The following is a 19,158-nucleotide window of genomic DNA, read 5'->3' on the forward strand; positions in this document are numbered from 1 at the left end:
CAGCGGCGGGTGCCTGGGGTGCCTCTGTGGGGTAGTCCGCAGCATGGATGCTGCGGTCTAGGCTCCATGGATGGATCTACGCCGACCCCACAGAGGCACCCCAGGCATCCGGCGCGGACCAATACCATATGCCAAAGCAAACTCTGAAACCCGTGCATTAATCAGGTGATTAAACCTTAGCGCCGGAGCCTGTTGTGACGCGACTGATAGTGTTCATCAAAGTGCATGAAATGATCAGTCGCCCACACCCGGGTGCCACCAAGGACCAGTGGTGCTCAACCCAAAAACCAGCGACAATAGCGCCATGACTCACTTTCCGATTGAACACCTGGCCACTGGACACCCATGCTCAACCCGCTGATTACCGCCAAACGCATCCTGATCTCCGCCGCCCAGGCGCCGGACAGCGCATCGCTGATGCGTTTGATCGTGGAGCGCATTCGCACGGCCCTGAAGGTGGACGTGTGCAGCCTCTACGTGATGGATGAGCAGGGCGAACTGGTGTTGACGGCTACGCTGGGTTTGTCGGAAGAGTCCATCGGCACCACGCGCATGGCGCCTGGCCAGGGCCTGGTGGGCACCATTGCCCAGCGCCAGCACCCGCTGAACCTCGATAACGCCGAACACCACCCGCGCTTTCGCTATTTCGAGCAGACCGGTGAGGAGGATTTTCAGGGCTTTCTGGGTGTACCCATCATTCACCTGGGCCAGACGCTCGGCGTGCTGGTGGTGCAGGTGCAGGAGACCCGGCGTTTTACCGAGGAAGAAGAAGCCTTTCTGATCACCATGGCCGCGCACATGGCAGGGAGCCTTGCCGGCAACCTGAAGAAAGCCACTCGCCCGCTGGTGACGGACGATCACGTTCCGGTACTGCGTTTTCAGGGCATTAAAGGCGCTCCCGGCATTCAAATTGCGACCGCCTGGCTGGTGAAAGACGATGTGCGCCTCGACGACATTCCCGAGCGCGATGGCACCAGCGTTGAATACGAACAGCAGCGCATTGCCGAAGCCATGGCCGACACCCGGGATGAGCTCGACACCGGCCTGGATCAGCTTGGCAGTAACAGCAACGACACCCTGAACTCGCTGCTCGACGTCTATAAATTGTTGCTGCAAAGCCCGGAACTGAAACAGGCCATTGCCGATGAACTTCAGCTGGGCGTCAGTGCCAGCACGGCACTGAAACGGGCCATGCTCAGCCAGATTGCCGTTTTCGAAGCCATGGACGACCCCTACCTGAAAGCCCGGGCGGAAGATTTGCGGGTGCTGGGCGTTCGGGTTTACCGGCATTTGCACGAAGAGCTCAACGAGCGCATGCAGCCGGATAACCCGGTGATTCTGGTGGGCCGCGAGATCAACATCTCGCACTTTACTCGTATCGATCACGACAAGCTGGTGGGCATTGTCAGCCTGGAAGGGTCGGCGCTGTCGCACACCGCCGTGCTGGCCAATGCGCTGGGCATTCCCGCTGTGGTGGGTATTGGCGATGAAGACCTGAGCAGCCTCGATAAAACCGAAATCATCATCGATGGCTACCGTGGCCTGGTGATCGGCCATCCGCCGGTGGCGTTGCTGAATGAATTTCAACGCATGGCGCGCCAGGAAAAAGCCCTGCAGGCGGATCTGTCGCATTTGAAAAGTCTGCCGGCGGAAAGCAAAGACGGGCAACGCGTACGGTTGTACACCAACACCGGTCTGCTTGCCGACATTACGCCGGGACTGGAACGGGGCGCCGAGGGCATTGGTTTATACCGCTCGGAAATTCCGTTTATGGCGCACAATACCTTCCCGACCGAGGAAGAACAGGTGCGCATTTATCGCGGCGTGCTCAGTGCCTATTCGCCCAAACCGGTGGTGATGCGAACCCTCGACATCGGCGGCGACAAGGCCTTGCCCTATTTCCCGATCAAGGAGCAGAACCCGTTTCTCGGCTGGCGCGGTGTGCGCTTCACGCTCGATTACCGCAACATTCTGCTCGACCAGATTCGCGCCATGCTGATCGCAAATGTCGATAACGACAACCTGCAACTGATGATCCCGATGCTCAGTCGTGAAGACGAGCTGGAGCGCTTCCACGCCATCGTCGATGAGGCCGTTGCCCAATTGAAGGAAGAAGGCTACCCGGTCAGTAAACCGCCGGTCGGCATTATGGTCGAGGTGCCTGCGGTACTCTGGTTGTTGCCGCGCCTGCGCGACACCATCGATTTCGTCTCGATCGGCTCCAACGACCTCACCCAGTATCTGCTGGCGGTCGATCGCAACAACCCAAAGGTGGCGTCGCTTTACAGCCACCTGCACCCGGCGGTGATCAGCGCCTTGCGTGGCCTGGTACGCGAGTGCAAGCGGCTGAATCTGCCAGTGAGCATCTGCGGGGAAATGGCAACCGACCCGGTCGCGGTGGTACTGCTGCTGGGCATGGGTGTTCGCACCCTGAGCCTCTCGGCCTTCCACCTGCCCCGCATCAAATGGCTGATCCGCTATCTGCACATCAGCGACTGCGTCAGCCTGCTTGACCGCGCCCAAAACTGCCGCACCGAACAAGACCTGCGCGACATGATCAACGACCATATCCGCGAGCTTGGCTTGGGTGCCCTCATTCAGTAAGAGTTTGAAGGGACGCGGGACATTAACTGACGCAAAACATGCAGGTACGAAAGACACCAAGAGACGCGACACACGAAAAGACGCTAACCACTAAAAACGTCTCTTAATGTTTCGCGTCTTCCCATGTCTTGCGTCTTTCTATGTGTTACGTCTTTCGATGTCTTGCGTCACTCAATGTTCCGCGTCCCTTCATGTCCCTCGTCATTAAACCACCACCCAAACCACCAAATGCAATATCACGCCTGCAAAAATACCCGCAATGACGTCGTCTATCATGATGCCCAGCCCGCCTTCAACGCGCCGGTCTAGCCAGCCGATGGGCCAGGGTTTGATGATGTCGAATATGCGAAACAGGATGAAGCCCAGCACGACCGTCCATAGGCTGACCGGCACGGCGATCATGGTGATCCAGAAGCCGACGAATTCATCCCAGACAATGCCGCCATGGTCATGCACGCCCATGTCTCGGGATACCCGATCGCAGAGGTAACAGCCCAGAACAAACGACGCCACCACCACGACCAGGTAGAGCCAGAGCGGCAACAGGGAAAGCAGCAGGAACAAGGGAACAGCTGCCAGGGTGCCAAAGGTACCGGGCGCTTTTGGCGCGGCGCCACTGCCGAGGCCGAAGGCGAGGAAATGCGTCCAGTGGTTATGCCAGCGGCGGGCACTCGGTTCTATCATCCGTTACATCCTGTTGAAAAGCGGTCGGGTCAGAAGTGTTGAAAGCCTGTCTCACTCAGGGCGTGAGTCTTGCCATTATGCCGAATCAGCGCCTGGCCGTCGCCTGTCTGTGCCTGGCCGATTCGGGTTAGCGGCACATTGAGCGTTGCAGCCAGAGCAGCTATGGCTTCGCGCTGACTAGGAGCCGCGGTAAAAGCCAGTTCGTAGTCGTCACCCCCGGTCAGTATCCACGACAACACCTCCTCTTCGGGATAACCCCTGAAGCTGGGGGCTTGCGGCAGTGTGTCGGAATCGATCAGCAGGGTCAGGCCGCTGGCTTTGGCCAGATGCCCGCAGTCGGCGGCCAGGCCATCCGAGACATCGATGGCCGCACTGGCCAGGCCGACCAACCGTTGCCCCAGTTCAAGGCGCGGCTCGGGCGACCAGTAGGCCGCGAGCCAGTCTGCCGGCGCTGAAGCCCGGGCCGGGTTGAGCACCGCCGGCAGGGCGGCAGCCGCACGCCCGGGGAAGCCCGAGACCCAGAGGTCATCGTTCGGTTGCACGCCATTGCGCAGCAGCGGTGCATCGACCAGGCCGTGCATTTGCAAGCTGATCACCCGGGCCGGGCCCGAAGTGGTATCGCCACCGGCCAGAACCAGGCCATAAAACTCGCTGAGTTCACGCAAACGACTGGCGAACGCTTCAAGCCAGTTGTGGTCAATCGGGCTGGGCAGGGTGAGTGCAAGCGTGAAGAACGCCGGTTCAGCGCCCATGGCGGCCAGGTCGCTGAGCGCGGGCAGAAAGGCTCGCTGGGCAGCCTGGGCGCCGGTAGCCGCTTCGGGAAAGTGCCGGCCGGCGACGGCGGTATCGATCGACATCACCGTCGCCCGGCGCGGGTGCCAGATCAGGCAATCGTCGCCCTGCCCCAGTATCAGGTCCGGATGAGCGCCGCACCAGCCGCGAAAATAATGCTCTATGAGCTCGAATTCGTTCATGGCGGGAGTGTGGCGTCGCGACCCGGGAAAGGCAAGATGCGGCGGGGCAAGCTTCTAACGGTTCAGGGCGAATTCCAGCGCTTCGGTGGTTTGCGCTTATCATCTTATTATATTATATTACATTTCAAGCTAGCTGGTGATTGGTCAGCAGCTTGTCTGAGAGCGGTTTCAGCAAACAGACGGCCTTGACCAATCCGATTAGCTTACTCAAACAACAATAAACCAGGCGCTGAGGAACAGACCGGTACACGACCGGTTTAATCCGCATTGCCTAGGGAGACAACAATGAAAAACCCTACCACCGCGCTCGCGGCCGCTGTCATGTCCTGTTCCATTGCCTTCTCGGGCATCGCCTTCGCTGAAACGGTCGGCATATCCATGCCCACCAAGTCTTCGGCTCGCTGGATTTCCGATGGCGAAAGCATGGTGGCCCAGTTTGAAGAAGCCGGTTACGACACTGAGCTGCAGTACGCCGAAGACGACATTCCAACCCAGCTCTCGCAAATCGAAAACATGATTGTGAAAGGTGTGGACGTCCTGGTGATTGCCTCTATTGATGGCACCACGTTGTCGTCTGCGCTCGACCAGGCCGCCAGCATGGGCATTGAAGTGGTCGCCTACGACCGACTGATTCGAGGCTCTGAACACGTCGACTATTATGCCACCTTCGATAACTTCCAGGTCGGTGTGCTGCAGGCGGGATACATCGAACAGGCGCTGGGTCTGGAAAACGGCGATGGCCCCTTCAACATTGAACTGTTCGGTGGCTCACCCGACGACAACAACGCTTATTTCTTTTACAACGGCGCCATGTCGGTTCTGCAACCCTACATCGATAACGGCCAGCTCATCGTGCAAAGCGGCCAGACCGGTATGGACACCGTCTCTACCCTGCGTTGGGATGGCTCCGTCGCCCAGGCTCGTATGGATAATCTGCTGAGTGCTTACTACTCCGATGAAGAAGTCGACGCGGTGCTGTCTCCGTACGATGGTCTGAGCATCGGCATTATCTCTTCGCTGAAAGGTGTGGGTTACGGTTCTGATGATTTGCCCATGCCGGTTATTTCCGGACAGGATGCCGAAGTCCCTTCCGTTAAATCGATTCTTGCCGGTGAGCAAACCATGACGGTGTTCAAAGACACCCGCGAACTCGCCCGCGTGACTGTTGGCATGGTGGATTCCCTGTTCGAGGGCAGCGACCCGGAAATCAACGACACCTCAACCTACGACAATGGCATTAAAGTGGTGCCTTCCTACCTGCTGAAACCCGTCAGTGTGGACGCTTCCAACTGGGAAAGCGTTCTGATCGACAGCGGCTATTACGACATGGACGACATCCGCTAAGCGGGCTTTCTCGACCATCGACGCACCTTGCAGGGCGTGAGCCTTGCTGCAGTGATCTGGCCCTTTGTGCCGGGTCACTGCGGGTCGCGTCTGTTTTCGATTAACGCAGTTAGGACGAGGGCACTCTGTGGATACCATCCTCGAAATGCGCCACATCACCAAGACCTTTCCGGGTGTGAAGGCGTTGGACGACGTCAGCATTCAGGTCAGGGATGGCGAGATTCACGCCTTGGTTGGCGAGAACGGCGCCGGTAAATCGACGCTAATGAAAGTCGTAAGCGGTGTTTATCCGCACGGTACTTACGACGGCGACATTCTGTTTCAGGGCGAAAAGCGCGAGTTTAAAACCATTTCCGACAGCGAGTCGCTCGGTATTATTATTATTCACCAGGAGCTGGCACTGGTGCCGCTGCTGTCAATTGCCGAAAACATCTATCTCGGTAACGAACAAACGACCAACGGTGTTATCGACTGGCCCAAGACTTTTTCCCAAACCGAAGGCCTGCTGGCCAAAGTGGGCCTCACCGAATCACCGGGCACTTTGGTTGGCAACATCGGGGTGGGCAAGCAGCAATTGGTGGAGATCGCCAAGGCGCTGTCGAAAGACGTGAAACTGCTGATACTGGATGAACCCACCGCCAGCCTGAATGAAAAAGAAAGTGACGCTTTGCTCGACTTATTGCTCGAATTCAAACGCAACGGCATCACCTCCATTCTGATTTCCCACAAGCTCAACGAGATTCGAAAGGTAGCCGATACCGTCACGGTAATTCGCGATGGCGCTGCCGTCAGCCGACTCGATTGCTCGCAAGAGCCGATCAGTGAAAACCGCATCGTCGCCGATATGGTCGGCCGCGATTTATCGGACCGTTTTCCACCGCGAACACCCGACATCGGCGAGGTGATCTTCACCCTTCGCAACTGGAACGTTTACCACCCGCAACATGCCGACCGGCAGATGATCAGGAACGTCAGTCTTGATGTTCGGGCCGGAGAAATTGTCGGCATTGCCGGGTTGATGGGCTCTGGCCGCACCGAGCTGGCCATGAGCATTTTCGGCCGAACCTATGGCCAGAAAATATCCGGACAAGCCTGCCTGCGCGGGAAAGAAGTCGACCTTGGCACCGTGCAAAAGGCGGTTAACTGCGGCCTGGCATACGCAACGGAAGACCGCAAAACCTATGGCCTGGTGCTGGACGACACCATTTCGCGCAACATCTCAATGGCCAACCTGGGCGGCGTCAGCAAGGGCTTCATTATGGACGACAACCATGAACAGGCCGTCGCGGAAGACTACCGCCGAAAGATCAACATCAAAAGCCCCGATGTGAATCAGAAAACCGTCAACCTTTCCGGCGGCAACCAGCAAAAAGTGGTGCTGTCGAAGTGGTTGTTCACCGACCCCGATGTGCTGATTCTCGATGAACCGACACGGGGCATTGATGTCGGGGCCAAATACGAAATCTACAACATCATCAACGAACTGGCCGCGCAGCAAAAAGCCATCATCGTCATCTCATCGGAAATGCCGGAACTGCTGGGTATCAGCGACCGGATATACGTGATGAACGAAGGCGAACTGGTGGGCGAAATGCCGAAGGCAGACGCTTCGCAAGAAGCGATCATGACCATGATCATTCAATCCGGGAGACAATAACAATGTCGACACAAGCAACGTCCGTCGATAAGCCCCAACATGGCTCTGCTTCCATGGGCGGATTTTTCAAAACCCATCTGCGCGAATACGGCATACTCATTGCCCTGGTCGTCATTATGGCGCTGTTTCAATTTCTGACCGACGGCATTCTGATGAAGCCGATCAACCTGACCAACCTCTTTCTGCAGAACAGCTACATCATCATCATGGCGCTGGGCATGCTGATGGTGATTGTCTGTGGCCACATCGACCTTTCGGTGGGTTCGGTGCTCGGCTTTATTGGCGCCCTGGCGGCGGTGATGATGGTCAACTACGACATCAGTTACCCGGTCACCTTTGTTGCCTGCCTGCTGGTCGGCACAATAATCGGCGCCGCCCAAGGCTACTGGGTCGCCTACTATCGCATTCCTGCGTTTATTGTCACCCTCGCCGGCATGCTGGTGTTCAAGGGGCTGACGTTGTGGCTGCTGAACGGCCAATCGGTTGGCCCCTTCCCGGATCAGTTCCAGAAGCTGAGCACCGGCTTTCTGCCCGACCTGTTTCCGTCCAGTGATTTTCACGTGACGTCAATGCTGCTGGGTACTGCGACAGCGACCTTGCTGGTCTACTTCAACCTTCGCACTCGCCAGAAACAGGCAAGCTACGGTTCAACACTCGAACCGGCGCTGTTCTTCGTGGCACGCAACGCCCTAATCACGCTTGCCATTCTGTACATCACTTATCTGCTGTCTACCTATAAAGGGGCGCCCAATGTCCTGATTCTGATGGCGCTGCTGATTTCCGTTTATACCTTTGTGACCCAGCGCACGACTTTCGGGCGCCGCATCTACGCCATCGGTGGCAACGAGAAAGCGGCCATGCTCTCAGGCATTAACACCCAACGTCTCACCTTTCTGACCTTCGCCAATATGGGCATGCTCGCGGCGCTGGCCGGTATGGTGTTCGCCGCCCGGCTAAACATGGCCACGCCCAAGGCCGGCCTGGCGTTCGAGCTCGACGTAATTGCAGCGGTGTTTATCGGTGGCGCTTCGATGCGCGGTGGCTCGGGCAAGATTATTGGCGCGGTCATCGGCGCGCTGATCATGGGTGTGATGAACAACGGCATGTCGATCATGGGTGTCGGTATCGATTGGCAGCAGGTGATTAAAGGTCTGGTTCTGCTCGCGGCGGTTATTTTCGATGTTTACAACAAGAACAAGGCCGGTTAGCCGGCCCTTCAGGGCTATTCGCGAGTGACACGGGTTGACAGTGAACCCCGTTAATTGGACTATTATATTAATGTATTACAAATAAGGTTTCCTGATGACTCGTCGTAACGATAATGACAAGAAAAACAGCGATACGGGCGGAACCCGGCTGCGCTCTGCAGAGTGGTTCGGAACACGCGACAAGAACGGCTTCATGTACCGCAGCTGGATGAAAAACCAGGGCATTCCCGACCACCACTTTGAAGGCAAGCCGGTCATTGGCATCTGCAACACCTGGTCGGAGTTGACACCCTGCAACGCCCATTTTCGCACCATCGCCGAGCGCGTTAAAAACGGCATCCGTGAGGCGGGCGGCATTCCGGTCGAGTTCCCGGTATTCTCCAATGGCGAATCCAACCTGCGCCCTACAGCGATGCTGACCCGTAACCTGGCGTCGATGGACACTGAAGAAGCGATTCGCGGCAACCCAATCGATGGCGTCGTACTGCTGGTCGGCTGTGACAAAACCACGCCAGCGCTGTTGATGGGCGCCGCCAGTTGCGACCTGCCAACCATCGTGGTCACCGGCGGCCCGATGCTGAACGGCAAACACCAGGGCAAAGACGTGGGCTCCGGCACGCTGGTCTGGCGCCTGCATGAAGAGTACAAGGCTGGCAAGATCAGTCTGCATGAATTTCTCGATGCCGAAGCCGGGATGTCCCGTTCAGCCGGTACCTGCAACACCATGGGTACCGCCTCTACGATGGCCTGTATGGCGGAATCATTGGGTACCAGCCTGCCGCACAACGCTGCTATTCCCGCTGTGGATTCGCGCCGCTATGTGCTGGCACACATGTCTGGCATGCGCGCCGTGGAGATGGTGCATGAAGACCTGCGGCTGTCGAAAGTTTTGACCCGGAATGCCTTCATTAACGCCATTCGCACCAACGCGGCCATAGGCGGCTCCACCAATGCGGTCATTCACCTCAAGGCCATTGCCGGTCGCATCGGTGTGGATCTGAGTCTGGAAGACTGGAATCATGGCCGGGGTGTACCGACCATGGTCAACTTGCAACCTTCCGGTCAGTACCTCATGGAAGAATTCTATTACGCCGGTGGCCTGCCCGCGGTATTGCGTCAACTCGGCGAACACGATCTGCTGAACCGGGATGCCCTGACCGTGAATGGCAAAACGCTGTGGGAAAACAACCGCGATGCCCCCTGCCATAACGACGAAGTGATACTGCCGTACCACAGACCTCTGGTCAGCAATGGCGGCATCTGCGTGTTGCGGGGCAATCTGGCGCCACGCGGTGCTGTGCTCAAACCATCGGCCGCAACACCGGCGCTGATGAACCATCGTGGCCGGGCCGTGGTGTTTGAGAACATCGACCACTACAAGGCGCGCATCGACGATCCGGATCTGGACATCGATGAAACCTGCGTCATGGTTCTGAAAAACTGCGGGCCAAAAGGCTACCCGGGCATGGCGGAAGTCGGCAATATGGGGCTGCCCCCTAAGTTGCTGAAAAAAGGCATCACCGACATGGTGCGCATTTCCGATGCGCGCATGAGCGGCACCGCCTTTGGTACCGTGGTGCTGCACGTTGCACCCGAAGCCATGGATATGGGTCCACTGGCGGCGGTACAGGATGGCGACATGATCCGGCTCGATGCCGAAAACGGCGTGCTCGAACTGGAAGTATCCGATGCCGAGCTAAACAGCCGGTTGGCCGCCCTGAAATCAGACCAGGTAATCGCCCGTACCGGCGGCTATCAGGAACTGTATCGCGACCGGGTATTGCAAGCCGACGAAGGCTGCGACTTCGATTTTCTGGTGGGCTGTCGCGGCGCCGCCGTACCGCGCCACTCACACTGATCCGGTTTAACGGGAGACACTATGAACCTGAGCAATACATACCCCAGCCTGACGGGCAAGGTGGTCTTCATTACCGGCGGTGGTTCCGGCATTGGCGCCAGCCTCGTTGAAGCCTTTTGCCACCAGGAAGCGACGGTGGTGTTTGTCGATATTCTGGAGGAGGAATCCCGCGAGCTGGCCGACCGGGTTAACGGCGGGCTTGGTCGCGAAAGCGCCCACTTCTACCCCTGCGACCTGGTCGATGTCGAGCGCCTGCGGGCGATCATCAGCGAAGTGCGCGACCGGTTCGGCCCCATTGGCGTGTTGGTCAACAATGCCGCTCAGGATACCCGGCACGACTTTCGCGATGTCACACCCGACTACTGGAACGAACGCATCAACATCAATTTGCGACCGCAGTTTTTTGCAGCTCAGGCCGTGTATGACCACATGAAAGGATTGGGCGGCGGTTCCATCATCAATTTCGGTTCCATGAGCTGGCATGAATGCCAGGGCAACATGACCGGCTACACCACCTCCAAGGCCGCCGTATTGGGCCTCACCCGGGGCCTGGCACGCGACATGGGCCCAGACCGGATTCGGGTAAACACCCTGACCCCGGGCTGGGTAATGACCGAACGCCAGCTCAACAATTGGGTCAATGATGACACCAAAAAGGTAATCGACCAGAGCCAGTGCATTAAGGGGTCGCTGATGCCAGAGCATATTTGCGCCATGGCCCTGTTTCTGGCCTCAGACGACAGTTACATGTGCACAGCACAGGACTTCATCGTAGATGGCGGCTGGATTTAAAAGTTTTTAGAGGTTCTTTCAGCCACCCAGACATTCAACACAAGATTAAAAGGTGATTCGCATGAGCGTTACAGGCAAGCAACTGATCGGCGGAGAATGGCACACCGGAGACAGTGGAAGCTACCAAGCCATTAACCCGGCCACGGGTGAAAAACTCGCACCGGAACTCAGCTTCGCCAGCGAAGAACAACTCAGAGCAGCTACTGCGGCAGCCGCCGCAGCGGCGCCAATATTCGCGGCCATCAGCCCACAGGACCGCAGCCGCTTTCTGGAAACCTGCGCCGATGAAATTATGGCGCTGGGCGATGAACTGCTCGACCGCGTATCCGCTGAAACCGGCTACCCCCGTGCCCGCGCCGAAGGCGAACGCGGCCGCACCTGCGGCCAGTTACGGATGTTCGCCAAACACCTTGTTAAAGGCGATTACCTGGATGCCCGTATCGACATCGCCCTACCCGACCGCCAGCCCATGCCGCGTCCCGACATTAGGTTTTGCAAGCACCCAATAGGTCCGGTTGTCGTGTTCGGTTCATCCAACTTCCCTCTGGCCTTCTCGGCCGCTGGCGGCGACACCGCGTCGGCACTGGCGGCGGGTTGCCCGGTGATTGTGAAAAGCCACAACTCGCACCCGGGTAGTGGGGAACTGGTCGCCCAGGCACTCGCCCGTGCTGCTAAGCAATGCAATATGCCAGCCGGTGTCATCAGCTTTCTGGCCGGCAATCGCAATGAAATCGGCGTCAACCTGGTGACCGCACCCGAAGTAAAAGCCGTCGGCTTTACCGGCTCGACCCGTGGTGGCATGGCACTGTATAAACTGGCCAGCAATCGCCCGGACCCGATTCCGTTTTTCGGGGAGATGGGCAGTATCAACCCGCTCGTGGTTTTGCCCGAGGTACTCAAAACATCGGCCGCCGCGATCGCTGAAGGGTTTGTCGGTTCACTGACGCTTGGCACTGGCCAGTTCTGCGTTAACCCTGGACTGGTTCTCGGCCTCAAGGGCCCTGAACTGAACACCTTTATGGAAGCAACCGGCGCAGCACTGGCCGACAAACCGGCCGGCGTGATGCTGAACCAGGCCGTCGCCGAAGGGTATGCCTCGGGTGCCGCTCATTTGTCCGACCAACCCGGCGTACGTCAGGTCTCTACCGGTAAAGCGCAGGAAACTGACGCCGGATTTTGTGGCCGGGCTTATCTGTACGCGGTCAATGCCGAGGATTTCATCACCAACCCGGCCTTGCAGGAAGAAGTGTTCGGCCCCTGCTCTCTGGTGGTTGAATGCCGCGACACCGACGAACTCAGCCAGGTCATCAGTAGCCTGTCCGGACAGCTGACCGGAACACTGCACGGCACCGAAGCGGAACTGGCCGATGCTAAAGAACTGGTCCGATTGCTGGAACAGCGAGTTGGCCGGGTCGTGTTCAACAACTTTCCGACCGGTGTGGAAGTGACCGATGCCATGATGCATGGCGGCCCTTTCCCAGCCGCAACCGACAGCCGTTTTACGTCAGTCGGTACCGCCGCCATCGACCGCTTTATTCGTCCTGTCTGCTATCAGAACAGTCCGCAAGACCTGTTGCCGCCCGCACTGCGTAACGACAACCCCTGGGGGCTGAAACGCCTGGTCAACGGTGAATGGCAGGACGGCCAGATCTAGGAGGCAACCAATATGACAGATTCGCTTGAGTTTCTGTTCTCGATTGATGTTGCCAACACCCTGGGTGAGGGCGTGCAATGGCACGCCCAAAGCAACAGCCTGTGGTGGACCGACATTCACAACAGCCGGCTCTACCGTTTCGACTGGCAAAGCCGGTCGCTGCAACACTGGCCAACACCGGACCGGCTGACGGCCTTTGGCATCCTTTCAGCCGAGCCGGTTCGATTGCTGGCCAGTTTTGCCTCCGGCTTTGCACTGTATCAGCCCGAAACCGGCGACCTGAGCTGGATCGCCCAACCGGAAACCGGCAAACCGAGTAACCGGTTTAACGATGGCCGAGTCGACCGGCAGGGCCGTTTTTGGTCGGGCACCATGCAGGATCACGGTGACCGAGCCCCAACCGGTACCTTGTACCGGCTGGACGAAACCGGTGTGCATTCTGTGTTGCACGACCTGACCATCCCCAATGCGCTCTGCTGGAGCCCGGATGGCAAACGCATGTACAACGCCGATACCCCAACCGGTCAGATTCGAACCTTCGACTTTGACCCGGAACGCGGGGAACCCGGTGGCGCAAGGGTGTTTGCCGAGGTACCGCGCGGCAAGCCGGACGGCGCTGCAATCGACTCAGACGGTCATTTGCTGTGCGCACTTTTTGGTGGCAGTGGCGTGGCACGCTTCAGTCCCGGAGGGGCGCTAACTGCCTTGCACGATTTACCGGTGTCACAACCGACCTGTGTCGCTCTTGGTGGACCCAACCTGGATGTTCTGTTTGTGACCTCCGCGACGGAAGGCATGACCGAACAACAACGTAAGGATGAACCCATGGCCGGGCATGTGCTGGCGTATGCAACACCTTATCGCGGCTTGGCGGAATGCACGCCCGATGAAGCGCGAATACCGAAATAACGATAGTTGCCAGATGGCGTTGGACCGCCTTGGGTTCAATAAAAGACGTCTGGCGTGGACCTGAGTTATTAGCAGGATCACCTATCAATCAGTTAGTGTCTGCCTCGACATTCGCCCCCGAAATCGGGGGCTTTTTTTTGCCTTATAATACGTTCACGGGCCCACCTGCCGGCTCGGCAATGGCGATGGGGTTGCGCAGCGCCCGGCCAAACCCTTCAGCCGATATTTCGAATACGTCGCCCTCACGGGTTTCAATGCCATCTGCAAAGCTTAATGTGGCCGTGCCATAGAAATGCACATGGGCATCACCCGGCTGACGAAACAGGCTGTATTTGAAGTGGTGGTGTTCCAGGTTGGCAAGGCTGTGGCTCATGTTACTTTCGCCACTCAGGAAAGGCTTTTCCCAAATCACCTCGCCGTTACGAACGATGCGTGACTGCCCACGCACTTCGGCGGGCAAATCCCCAATCAGGATTTCCGGGCCAACGGAGCAGGGTCTGAGTTTCGAGTGCGCCAACAACAAATAGTTTTGACGTTCGGTTTTGTGGTCGGAAAATTCATTGCCGAGTGCAAAGCCAATGCGCCACGGCTGGCCTTTTTCATCGTTGATGTAGCAACCGGCGATTTCCGGTTCTTCGCCGGCATCGAGCCCAAAGTCCGGTGACTGCAGGGCCTTGCCTGGTGCGGCAACGATGCTGCCATTCCCTTTGTAGAACCATTCGGGCTGGGCACCGACTCTTCCGCCTCCCGGTTTGCCGCCCTGAACGCCTTGCTGAAACATTTTCATACTGTCCGTCAGTTCAGACTCGGCCTTGCCGCTGGTTTTGGCGTGCATGTTGGCTCGGGTGTCGGCGCTGCCCAGGTGGGTCAGGCCCGTACCCGTGACGAACAAGTGCGCGGGGTCCGGATGGGCAAAGGGCGCGAGCAACCGTTGTTCGTTTTCCAACTGGTCGTAGTCAACCCGTTCATCTGTGGCCAGTTGCTCAACCAGCTCGGTCAGCTGGGTAGACTCTGCCAGTGCGCGCTGCGCCAATGCATACAGCGTGCCCACGGTGCCCACTACCTGGATTTCAGATTCGGAAAGTACCCGACCGAGGGCGGGCTTGTTATCGGAAGTCAAAAACTGGATCAATCTCATCTTAGTTACCTTATTACGGTATTTTAGTTTTATTCTGTGGCTTAACCCGCAGCCAATGCCGTCAATGTTACTTCGGGGTCGCCGTAAACCCATCCATGGGGGCTAAGCCTCGGGATATGAATCCCATCCCTGGGATTCACCCTTCGGGTTCACTGCGCTCGTGCTAAAACGCTCCCGGCGTTTTAGTCCATGCCTCGGATTCCCCCGAAGCAACATTGCCATCACTGGCCGCTAGGCATTTACTGCAATTAACTATCCGGCACTGGCTCTCCAAACACTGGAAAGCCATTTTTATCCCAATCAATCACCTGAGCCCGGGTATGCCGGTTCGGGTCATAGAGAGGGTCGCCGTCGATCTCTTTGTAATTTCGGGCGTGGTAAATCAACACGTCCTGCTGGCCATCTTCACTGACGGTAAAGCTGTTATGGCCCGGGCCATATTGGCCGTTTGCTTCGCTGGTCTGGAAAACCGGCTTGGGTGATTTGTGCCAGGAGGCAGGGTCGAGCAGGTCTGCATTTTCGTCGGCATAGAGCAGACCCATGCAATAGTTGTGGTCGGTGGCGCTGGCGGAGTAGGTCATGAAAATCCGGCCATGACGGTGGATAACGGCAGCACCTTCGTTAACCAGAAAGCCGATGGTTTCCCAGTCGAATTCCGGTTTTGAAAGCATCACTTGTGGTTGGCCCAGGGTCCAGGGGTTGGTCAGCGGTGCGATGTAGAGGTTGGAATTACCCTCGATCGCCGGGTCGCGTTGCGCCCAGACATAATAGTGTTTGCCCTGGTGTTCGAACTGGGTGGCGTCGAGGCAGAAGCTTTCCCAGTTGCTGCACACCTGGCCTTTTTCTTCCCAGTCACCGGTCAGGGGGTTGTCGTCTTTGCACACGAGTGCGTACATGCGGTGGTCGAACAGGCCGTTGTCGGTTTCGGTGGTGCGCGCGGCGGCGAAATAGATGACCCAGACGCCGTCGATGTAATGCAGCTCGGGCGCCCAGATGTTCGCGCTGAGTGGTCCGGTTTCATATTTGTGCCAGACGGCGACCGGTTCGGCGTCGCCCAGTTCCTGAAGGGTGCGCGCGCGTCTCAGTTCGATGCGGTCGTACTCGGGCACCGAGCCGGTAAAGTAGTAATAGCCGTCACAGTGGCTCAGCACCCAAGGGTCAGCGCGCTGAGGAATGACGGGGTTTAGGTAGTGGTTGGTTCTCATCGTAATTCCTTAATGCCGGGTCAGGCCGGGCGGCGTTCAAGTCGCAACACGTTCCAGGAGGCTTTATTGAGTTGTGCTTGCAGAGTGCCTTCGCTGAAGTTGGAACGGCCGTTGCTGTGCGGGCGAACCTGCTGTGCGGTAGCAGTGTTGACGGCTTTTAGGTCGTCGTTTTCGAGCACGCTGTGCTCAACCAGTTGGTAACCTTCGAAACCGTGCAGTTGCAACTCCATGGTCAGCGATTCGCGCAGGTGCCTATTGAGGGCGAATACTGTCAGTCGGCCTGAGGCCTCGTCATGCACGGCGGCGCTTTCCAGCCAAGGTACGTCGTTGAACTCACGCGTATCCATTTTGGGTGAGGAGATTAGTGGCTGGAGCGACATACCCCGGCCGTGAACGGAGACGTCCTGATAGGGGTAGTAGATGGTTTGCTTCCAGGCCGCTCCGGCGTTCTCGGTCATGATTGGCGCGATGACGTTGACCAGTTGTGCCATGCAGGCCATGCGCACACGATCGGCATGCTTTAAGAAGGTGATCAGAATGCCACCAACCAACAGCGCGTCTTCGAAGTTATAGTGATCTTCGAGCAGCGGTGGCGCTATCGTCCAGGGGTCCATTTTCTGGTCGGCCTGTTTGGAGTGGTACCAAACGTTCCATTCGTCGAAGCTGAGCATCATGGTTTTCTGACTGCGCTTTTTGGCTTTTATATAGTCGCAGGTAGCGAGCACGGTTTTGATAAACCGGTCGAGTTCCATGGTATAAGCCAGGTAATTTTGCGAGTCGTTATCGTAATTGCCGAAATATTGATGCAGCGACAAATAGTCCACTTCGTCGTATGTATGATCCAGAGTCACCGATTCCCATTCAGGAAAGGTAGCCATGCTGGAGTTGGAGCTGCCACAAGCCACCAGCTCAATGGTCGGGTCAACCAGGCGCATGGCTTTGGCAGTTTCTTTGGCGATTCGGCCGTATTCGTGCGGAGTTTTCTGGCCGACCTGCCAAGGGCCATCCATTTCGTTACCCAGACACCAGGTCTTGATGGCGTGCGGTTCGGCATAACCGTGTTCCCGGCGTAAGTCGCTCCAGTAGGTACCGCCCGGGTGGTTGCAGTACTCCAGTAGATTGCGGGCGGCATCGATGCCGCGCGTGCCAAGGTTGACGGCCATCATCACTTCGCTGCCAGCCTTGCGTGCCCAGTCGGCGAATTCGTTGGTGCCTATCTGATTGGTTTCGATAGTGCGCCAGGCCAGTTCAAGTCGGCGTGGCCGGTCTTCAAGCGGGCCTACACCGTCTTCCCAGTTGTAGGCGGACACCATGTTGCCGCCTGGGTAGCGAACGATAGGGACATTCAGGTCGCGAACCAGTTTCAAGGTATCCTTGCGAAAGCCTTGTTCGTCAGCTTCCGGATGGCCGGGCTCATAAATACCACCGTAAACGGCGCGACCCAGATGCTCAATAAAAGAACCATACAGGCGCGGGTCAACTTCGGCGATTTTGTGGTCCTTATCCAGAACCATTCTTGCTCTATTCATACTGAGCCTCTAGTTAATTTGAATTCCGGTTTCTTGGGAAATGGCGGTTTTAACCCGCGACAGGTGCTGGTGTTAGCCTATTGCGGTCTCTCCGCCAGAATCATTGTTAACCCTGTGTCAGTGGTTGAGTGGCACTTAGCTTTTCGAACGACCGAACAAACAACCACATCAACGCATAAGCCGATACGCTACCGCTAAAAAACAGAAAGAAAGCGGGCAGCACCAGGCATAGCCAGACCACCGCCCAAATAACGGCAGGAAACAGCAGTGCAACGGGCAGTCTTCCGAGTACGAAAAACAGTGTCTTTTTCAGTGCATCGCGGGAGCCTTCGGCGCAATGCAGTGATACTGGCAGGATGGCACTCACAAGCAGCACAAAGAGTGTTGTCAGTGCGATGAATGGCAGCACCATGTACAACGGCACGGACCCCTCTGAGGCACGGATGACTTCGAAGTTCAGATACAGCAATACGCCGATGACGCTGAATGACCAGCCCGCGAGATTGGCGGAGAGAAAACGACGCTTGTACTGATACCAGAAGTCTTTCAGCATCGGCTCATCATATTCGCCCAGTACCCAAAGCCGGGCTCTGTGAAACAGGGCAGCCGTTGCCGGGAATAGCCCCATCACACCAAGACCAAGTACGACGAACAGCAGCCAGGTCAGGTTAAGACCTGCAAAGCGGGTGACAGTTCTCAGTGCTCCGTCGGTTCTTTCCATCAGGTTCATTGGGTGACCTCCTCGCTGTTGAATCAGCCTTTTACGCTGCCTGACGTAAGACCGGCAATGAAGAATCGCTGGAAGCACAGGAACAGGATGACGATGGGCACGATGCTGAGCAGGGCTCCGGCAAACAGGATCTGGTAGTTGTTGCCATAAGGCGTCAGCAGTGTGGCGAGACCAATCGGCAAGGTGAACATGTCGTTGGAGCGCAGCACCAGCAATGGCCAGAGAAAGTTGTTCCAGCTGATCAGCCCCTGGAAGATCGCCATGGCGGCGAACGAGGGCAGCATCAGCGGCACCATGATCCGAAAGAAGATGCCGAATTCGGTGCAGCCATCGACCCGCGCCGCTTCCATTACCTCTCTGGGCAGGCCCAGCGAATATTGCCGGAAGAAGAACACCGCGACCGGTGCGACCAGCAAGGGCAACACGGTACCGAAGTAGGTATCGACCAGCCCAAGAGTGATGACGAGCTGGAACAACGGCAGCATCATGATTTCAAACGGGATCATCATCACCAGCAGTACCAATATGAAAATAATCCGCTTACCGGGGAATTCATACATGGCCAGTGCATAACCGACCATGGAGGAAAACAGCAGGGACAGGGCGATGAGTATCGAGGAGACGATCACGCTGTTGAGGTACCAGTCCCAGTACCGGTCGCCGGCTTCGGTGGTGAAGATGGCCACATAGTTCTGGAAGTCGAACTTGGAAAAGAACAGTTCTGGGGACAAGCCGTGACGCATCAGGTCGGTGGCCGGGCTCAGCGAGGCAACGAGCAACGACAGCACAGGGAACAAGGCCAGGAATGCGAAGATACTCAGTACCGCAAGCATGCTCAGCGAAATCAGTTTTTCGTGTCTGTGATCAACCAT

General features: G+C 57.3%; 15 protein-coding genes. 8 read left to right on the forward strand and 7 right to left on the reverse strand.

The features are described from left to right. Positions 1–345: 345 nt before the first annotated feature. Entirely contained in the window at positions 346–2,604 is a 2,259-nt protein-coding gene (ptsP, locus tag ABJT94_RS15140) for a phosphoenolpyruvate--protein phosphotransferase (RefSeq protein WP_348477738.1), read from the forward strand. 204 nt (positions 2,605–2,808) lie between these two features. Here the strand turns inward: ptsP and ABJT94_RS15145 are convergent, their stop codons facing one another. Both ABJT94_RS15145 and thiL read right to left on the reverse strand, forming a co-directional pair. After that, a complete protein-coding gene (locus ABJT94_RS15145; RefSeq protein WP_348477737.1) occupies positions 2,809–3,288 on the reverse strand; it encodes a phosphatidylglycerophosphatase A in 480 nt (159 codons plus the stop codon). A 29-nt stretch (positions 3,289–3,317) separates the two neighbouring features. After that, positions 3,318–4,262, reverse strand: coding sequence for a thiamine-phosphate kinase (gene thiL, locus ABJT94_RS15150; RefSeq protein WP_348477736.1), 945 nt, complete (start codon positions 4,260–4,262; stop codon positions 3,318–3,320). Between the two features lie 285 nt (positions 4,263–4,547). On the opposite strand from thiL, the gene chvE reads away from it, so the two are divergent. From chvE to ABJT94_RS15185, 7 genes are all read left to right on the forward strand, one after another. Continuing rightward, on the forward strand, positions 4,548–5,606 hold the full coding sequence (chvE, locus tag ABJT94_RS15155) for a multiple monosaccharide ABC transporter substrate-binding protein (protein ID WP_348477735.1): 1,059 nt from the start codon (positions 4,548–4,550) through the stop codon (positions 5,604–5,606). 127 nt (positions 5,607–5,733) lie between these two features. Beyond that, a complete protein-coding gene (mmsA, locus tag ABJT94_RS15160; protein ID WP_348477734.1) occupies positions 5,734–7,263 on the forward strand; it encodes a multiple monosaccharide ABC transporter ATP-binding protein in 1,530 nt (509 codons plus the stop codon). A gap of 2 nt (positions 7,264–7,265) precedes the next feature. Next, positions 7,266–8,471, forward strand: coding sequence for a multiple monosaccharide ABC transporter permease (mmsB, locus tag ABJT94_RS15165; RefSeq protein ID WP_348477733.1), 1,206 nt, complete (start codon positions 7,266–7,268; stop codon positions 8,469–8,471). 94 nt (positions 8,472–8,565) lie between these two features. Next, the gene (locus tag ABJT94_RS15170) at positions 8,566–10,329 is read left to right on the forward strand and encodes an IlvD/Edd family dehydratase (RefSeq protein ID WP_348477732.1); all 1,764 of its coding nucleotides are present in this window, start codon (positions 8,566–8,568) and stop codon (positions 10,327–10,329) included. 21 nt (positions 10,330–10,350) lie between these two features. Further along, a complete protein-coding gene (locus ABJT94_RS15175; RefSeq protein WP_348477731.1) occupies positions 10,351–11,121 on the forward strand; it encodes an SDR family oxidoreductase in 771 nt (256 codons plus the stop codon). Positions 11,122–11,182: 61 nt separating this feature from the next. Next, entirely contained in the window at positions 11,183–12,775 is a 1,593-nt protein-coding gene (locus ABJT94_RS15180) for an aldehyde dehydrogenase (NADP(+)) (RefSeq protein WP_348477730.1), read from the forward strand. A 12-nt stretch (positions 12,776–12,787) separates the two neighbouring features. Then, positions 12,788–13,684 carry an SMP-30/gluconolactonase/LRE family protein gene (locus tag ABJT94_RS15185; protein ID WP_348477729.1) on the forward strand — a complete coding sequence of 299 codons (897 nt, stop codon included), beginning with the start codon at positions 12,788–12,790 and terminating at the stop codon, positions 13,682–13,684. 142 nt (positions 13,685–13,826) lie between these two features. Here ABJT94_RS15185 and araD1 read toward each other — a convergent pair whose 3' ends face one another. The 5 genes from araD1 to ABJT94_RS15210 form a co-directional block, all read right to left on the reverse strand. After that, complete coding sequence (gene araD1, locus ABJT94_RS15190) at positions 13,827–14,822, reverse strand: AraD1 family protein (RefSeq protein WP_348477728.1); 996 nt, start codon at positions 14,820–14,822, stop codon at positions 13,827–13,829. Positions 14,823–15,070: 248 nt separating this feature from the next. Further along, complete coding sequence (locus ABJT94_RS15195) at positions 15,071–16,027, reverse strand: family 43 glycosylhydrolase (protein ID WP_348477727.1); 957 nt, start codon at positions 16,025–16,027, stop codon at positions 15,071–15,073. Positions 16,028–16,047: 20 nt separating this feature from the next. After that, positions 16,048–17,556 (reverse strand): alpha-N-arabinofuranosidase, encoded by a 1,509-nt coding sequence (locus ABJT94_RS15200; protein WP_348477726.1) that lies wholly within the window; start codon positions 17,554–17,556, stop codon positions 16,048–16,050. 106 nt (positions 17,557–17,662) lie between these two features. Further along, complete coding sequence (locus tag ABJT94_RS15205) at positions 17,663–18,286, reverse strand: DUF624 domain-containing protein (RefSeq protein ID WP_348477725.1); 624 nt, start codon at positions 18,284–18,286, stop codon at positions 17,663–17,665. A 23-nt stretch (positions 18,287–18,309) separates the two neighbouring features. After that, positions 18,310–19,158, reverse strand: a complete 849-nt coding sequence (locus ABJT94_RS15210; RefSeq protein ID WP_348477724.1) for a carbohydrate ABC transporter permease — start codon at positions 19,156–19,158, stop codon at positions 18,310–18,312.

The organism is Saccharospirillum sp., from assembly GCF_039982735.1.
In the GTDB taxonomy this organism is placed as follows: domain Bacteria; phylum Pseudomonadota; class Gammaproteobacteria; order Pseudomonadales; family Natronospirillaceae; genus Saccharospirillum.